Raw genomic sequence first — 4,762 nt, forward strand, 5'->3', positions numbered from 1 at the left:
GATGAGTTAATTATCCACGAGAACATACGCAAAGCCGGTTTTGATCCTGCTGATGTCAGCCTGGTGCTGATGTCACATCTGCATTTTGACCATTCTGGCGGAATGATAAATAAGAAGGGAGATGACATTTCTCTAAGCTTTCCCAATGCGGAATATATCATCCAGAGAGGCGAGTGGGAAGCAGCTTATAGCAAGCCTTCCCGATCGTATAAAACTGAGATATTTGATTTTTTGCAACGGAGCGGTTCTGTACACTTTGTGGAAGGGAACGGTAAACTGAATGATACTATATCTTACGAATTGACCGGAGGCCATTGCGAATATCACCAGGTATTTTTAATTAAGGAAGATGGTGAAACCATTTTCTTTGGCGGCGATATTCTTCCTGAACCAGAGCAGCTCCTCCGAAAGTTTATGGCTAAATACGACTACGACGGTCGTCGGGCTATGGAACTACGCCAGGAATATGGAACCAGGGCAGCAGAAGGTAATTGGGAATGCCTGTTTTACCATGCGAAATCGAAAGCGATTGCGAAGGTGGGAGTGGAAGGTGAGGGGTTTAGAATCCTGTAAGGGGAGCAAGGAGTAAAGAGCAAAGAACAAAGACTTTAAAACCGGTTTCATTGGAAACTGGGAATTAGTCCTTATTCCTTGCTCTTTGTTCCTTGATCTATTTCTTAGCTACCAAGTTAATATTCAACTCAAACTCATCATCAATGGCTTTGTCGCCAATTTCAAGGAAGAATGTTTTTGAGCGGTATTTGATATCATATTTTGTGCGGTCGACACGTACGCCGTTTGCAACTGCCACGATAATACCTTTTTGAGTTTTCACTGTTGCAGGGAATGTAATAGGCTGAGTGATTCCTTTTATTGTAAGATTACCGCTAACATTTACCCGGTCTTTCCCCGCCGGTGTCACTTTCATAATTTCAAACTTAGCATTTGGATTTTTCTCAGCAGAGAAAAAATCATCTGCTTTCAGGTGAGTAGTTACGCGGGCATTATCTGAGGTAATGCTTGCCATATTCATTAGAAAAGTGCCTTTGGTCAATGATTTACCATTGTGCACCAGGCTCCCTGAGGTAATTTTAACTGTACCAAAATGTCCGCCACCAACTTTTTTTGCAGTCCAGCCGATAGTGGACCGCTCGGTATCCACTGTGTAGACAACATCTTTAAAAGGCATATCAAATGCCATAAAAATAGCTACACCTGCTAGCATACAAAGGGTTAAAAAAATCTTTTTCATTGGGTGTTAATTGGTAAGTGTAAATCTTTATTTATTAAATATATCTTAAAAAATTTGTTGTTTAGTCGCTCCAGCTTCTGTCACTGAGATATTACGGGCCATTATCGTTGCTGGCTTATCCGGTTCTTAAAAGAAATTTTAAAAGTTGTACCTACTTCTGGCTCGCTATCCACTTCAATTTTTCCATCCATCGCCTCGATCTGAGATTTGATAATATATAAACCGAGCCCTTTACCTTCTATTTTGCCATGGAAGCGCTGGTAGAGGCCGAAAACCTTATTCCCGAATTTATTCATGTCCATACCAAGCCCATTGTCGCTGAAATAAAGTTCGGTATAATCTTTATGGATGCATGTTTTCAAGTTTATTTCCAGCTTTCGTTTATCCGACCGGTATTTGATTGCATTGGTCAGGAGATTTATAAGGATGCTATGCAGAAACCTTTTTGAGAAGAAAATACTTTCACTTTCTGAAAAGTTTTTTTCAATGTGCGCACCTGAATCATGAACTTGCTGTCCTATACTCCTAATTATTTGTTCCAGCTCCGCCTCCAGATCGAGATGTTCTTTTTTAACATCATTTTCTGATTTGCTTGCTACAATTTCTATCAGATCATTTAATGTTGAATCGAGTTGTTTAACGCAGTAACGGATATTCTCTGTGATTTCCGCGTTTGCTTCACTGGACAGTACTTCTTCAGCCTGCATTTCGGTAAGTGTCCGAAGGTTAACTACTGGCGCCCTAAGATTATGGGAAGTTATGTATGCAAACTTCTCCAGTTCCGAATTGGTTTTTCTCAGTTCACGGGTAATCTCCTCCAATTCTATTTCCTTTTCTTTAATGAAATCAATATCGAGATGGGTTCCAATAATTACGGCGGCTTTGCCGTCAACCTGGAAGCTTTGAATTTTACTAAAAGAGAGGATCCATTTCCATGATCCATGCTTGGTTTTTATGCGGTAGGCCAAACTATTTGAAGGGTACTTGCCCATGATAAGCTCCTCTGTAATTTCGCTAACCATGTTGTAGTCCTCAGGATGAACGAGAGCTAGCCAATTGGAGCTTTTCAGTAATTCTCTTGAGTCATATCCGAGGGTTCGGATCCAATTTTTGTCGAAGTGTGTTTCATCATTTATTACATCCCAATCCCATATTCCCAAGCCTGCAGCCTGAATCGCTAATTCCAGTCTTTGTTCAGCATTAGAAGATTCTTGTGAACCAGTTTTGTTGCATGTTATTATCGGCTTAATACGGGAAATTCGAAAAAAATTAGAGCCAGGGTTGCGAGATAATCGCAGGCCTGGCCCTATAAAGTGAACAATTCGATTTGTTAAGCCAATTCTTCCATATAAGATTCGATAGGCGGACAAGCACAGATAAGGGTCCTGTCGCCGTGGGTATCATTAACCCTGCCCACTGATGGCCAAAATTTGTATGCAGCAACATATGGTAGAGGAAAAGCAGCTTTTTGCCTGCTGTAGGAATGCTCCCATGCATCGGCTGTTACTACTGCGGAAGTGTGTGGTGCATTTTTAAGCGGATTATCAATCTTGTCGGAAAGACCGTTCTCAACATCCTGGATTTCAGCGCGAATTGCAATCATCGCATCGCAAAAACGGTCGAGCTCATGCTTTGGTTCTGACTCTGTGGGTTCGATCATCACTGTCCCTGCTACCGGAAAAGATACAGTAGGAGCATGGAATCCATAATCCATCAGCCTTTTGGCGATATCGGTGACTTCAATCCCAAAGTTTTTGAACGCGCGGCAATCAAGGATCATTTCGTGGGCGCAACGTCCCTGGCTTCCGGAGTAAAGAACAGGATAATGCTGTTCCAATCTCGACTTTATATAATTCGCGTTAAGGATGGCATATTTGGTCGCGTTAGTCAGGCCCTCGGAACCCATCATTGCGATATATGCGTGAGAGATCAGCAAGATGGAAGCTGAACCCCATGGTGCTGAAGATACAGCAGGGATAGACTTCTCTGTGCCGATGGAAACCACCGGATGGCCTGGCAAGTAAGGTACCAGGTGTTTGGCGACGCCAATCGGGCCCATTCCGGGACCACCACCACCGTGTGGTATACAAAATGTTTTGTGAAGATTAAGATGGCAAACATCAGCCCCAATGGTAGCAGGGCTGGTCAGTCCTACCTGTGCGTTCATATTTGCACCGTCCATATATACTTGTCCGCCGTGCTGATGGATAGTTTCACAAATTTCGATTATTGATTCTTCGAAAACTCCATGAGTTGACGGATAGGTAACCATTAAACATGAAAGATTCGCTGCGTGTTCTTCAGCTTTCGCTTTAAGATCCGCCACGTCAATATTTCCTTTTTCGTCACATTTAACGATAACTATTTTCATTCCCGCCATTGCTGCTGAGGCGGGATTAGTTCCGTGTGCCGAAGAAGGAATTAATGCTACCGTTCTTTGGAAATCTCCGCGATCCTGGTGGTAGGCGCGTATAACCATTAAGCCGGCATATTCGCCCTGAGCACCCGCATTCGGTTGTAAGCTCATTGCGGCAAAACCAGTGATCTCACTCAGCCATCTGTTTAATTCGTCAAATATTTGCATGTAGCCGCCAACCTGATCTGAAGGAGCGAAGGGATGCATTTTGCTGAACTCTGCCCAGGTTACAGGGACCATTTCAGTAGTGGCATTCAACTTCATTGTGCATGAACCCAAGGCAATCATAGAGTGGCACAAGGATAAATCTTTTGTTTCAAGCGATTTAATATAGCGCAGCATTTCATGTTCGGAATGGTGCGAATTGAATATCGGATGGCTTAGGTAGGCTGAAGTTCGTCGAAGCACTTCCGGGATGTGTGACCCTACTCCTTGGCGAAGAGCATCTGCGTCAAGATCATGCAGGTTCTTGCCTTTCACTTTTGCGAACAGGCGAACCAAAGTTTGTACATCTTCGAAAGATGTGGTCTCATCAAGTGAAATAGTGACCGATGATCCTTTATAGTGCAGGTTGACTTCATTATTCAATGCTTCGGCGTGAATTGGGTTCACTAAATCGCCCAGATCGAAACGAAGCGTGTCGAAAAAGAAGTTATTTTCCTGCTTGTAGCCCAGGCTTTCCATGGAATCTTTAAGGAAGACAGCCAATCCATGGATTCGCTCTGCTATCAGCTTAATTCCCGCAGGACCGTGGTATACTGCATACATTCCAGCCATAATAGCCAGTAATGCTTGAGCAGTGCAGATATTTGAAGTTGCTTTGTCTCTTCTTATATGTTGTTCCCGGGTTTGTAACGCCATACGAAGCGCATAGTTCCCGGCACTGTCGATCGTTACACCGATAATTCTTCCCGGCATAGAGCGCTTGTACTCTTCCTTTGTTGCAAAAAACGCGGCATGCGGACCTCCAAAGCCCATTGGTACACCAAAACGCTGGGTTGTACCAACTACGATATCTGCACCCCATTCTCCCGGAGGGGTCAGTAGGGAAAGAGACATGATATCCGCAATAACGGTAAGTTTTATTCCTTTTT

The 4,762-nt window shown here is 43.4% G+C and carries 4 protein-coding genes; 1 reads left to right on the forward strand and 3 read right to left on the reverse strand.

Translation table 11 applies throughout. From position 1 onward, the window contains the following. On the forward strand, positions 1-573 hold a 573-nt coding region (locus WBJ10_RS02260; RefSeq protein WP_424287927.1), incomplete at its 5' end, for an MBL fold metallo-hydrolase. Between the two features lie 97 nt (positions 574-670). Here the strand turns inward: WBJ10_RS02260 and WBJ10_RS02265 are convergent. The 3 genes from WBJ10_RS02265 to gcvP all read right to left on the reverse strand — a co-directional run. After that, on the reverse strand, positions 671-1,252 hold the full coding sequence (locus WBJ10_RS02265) for a YceI family protein (protein ID WP_424287928.1): 582 nt from the start codon (positions 1,250-1,252) through the stop codon (positions 671-673). Between the two features lie 101 nt (positions 1,253-1,353). Further along, positions 1,354-2,622 carry a sensor histidine kinase gene (locus WBJ10_RS02270; protein WP_424287929.1) on the reverse strand — a complete coding sequence of 423 codons (1,269 nt, stop codon included), beginning with the start codon at positions 2,620-2,622 and terminating at the stop codon, positions 1,354-1,356. Then, a partial coding sequence (gene gcvP, locus WBJ10_RS02275) for an aminomethyl-transferring glycine dehydrogenase (protein ID WP_424287930.1) occupies positions 2,583-4,762 on the reverse strand: 2,180 nt, incomplete at its 5' end. The genes WBJ10_RS02270 and gcvP, both read right to left, overlap by 40 nt.

This window comes from Daejeonella sp. (assembly GCF_049655485.1).
Classification (GTDB): domain Bacteria; phylum Bacteroidota; class Bacteroidia; order Sphingobacteriales; family Sphingobacteriaceae; genus Daejeonella.

Coding starts and splice junctions, on each gene's coding strand:
- WBJ10_RS02265 (WP_424287928.1), bottom strand. CDS start 1,252: ATGAAAAAGATTTTTTTAACCCTTTGTATGCTAGCAGGTGTAGCTATT.